Origin of the sequence: Clostridium sp. AM25-23AC (genome assembly GCF_003435125.1) — a bacterium.
Classification (GTDB): Bacteria; Bacillota; Clostridia; order Lachnospirales; family Lachnospiraceae; genus Pilosibacter; species Pilosibacter fragilis.
The window spans coordinates 1-660 of record NZ_QWGI01000103.1 but is presented as its reverse complement, the minus strand read 5'-3'; the positions used below and the strand labels follow the sequence as shown (position 1 = coordinate 660).

The window sequence follows — 660 nt, the reverse complement described above, 5'->3', positions numbered from 1 at the left end:
AAGGAGGTCAACGCCTATTACCGCAAGCATGGCAAGCTGGATGGCTGTGCGCTGCTGTCGCCGGACCAGATCGAAAAGCTGAAAGCAAGCATGGCGGCAAACTGGCGGAGCGACCCGAGGCCCTTTGAAAGCTACCAGCTTACCAACAACAATGCGGAGATCCGCCGGGTAAAGACGCGTATCGAACAGCTCTCCAAACAGGCGCAGCGGGAGTTTTCCGGCTGGGAGTTCGACGGGGGCCGTGTGGAGATGAACCGGGAGGACAACCGCTTGCAGGTATTCTTTGATGGAAAGCCTGACGCGGACACCCGGGCCGAGTTGAAAAGCAGCGGTTTCCGCTGGGCTCCCAGTGTAGGCGCATGGCAGAGGCAGCTCACGGACAACGCCATCCGGGCGGCTGACCGTCTGGAATGTATCAAGCCGCTGTCCGGCGAAAAGCCCTCCCAACTTCAAAAGAAGCCCTCTATCTTGCAGACCATGCGGGAACAGGACGAAAAAGTCCAGACGGAGCCGGAAAAGAAAGCTCCGTCCGGCAGGGATGCCGAGCGGTAAGCCTCGGGCCACATTGACCCGAGGTTTTCTGTTCCCCGAGATTGTACGGGGGCCTCCCGGATAGCGGGAACCCCGACGGAAAGGAGGTTTTATGCAGGAAGAAGTAAA

At 58.9% G+C, this 660-nt stretch carries 1 pseudogene; it reads left to right on the top strand.

Annotated features, from left to right (window positions below):
* Positions 1-552 (top strand): annotated as a pseudogene (locus DW677_RS18130) (hypothetical protein); the annotation flags it as partial.
* Positions 553-660: the final 108 nt, after the last annotated feature.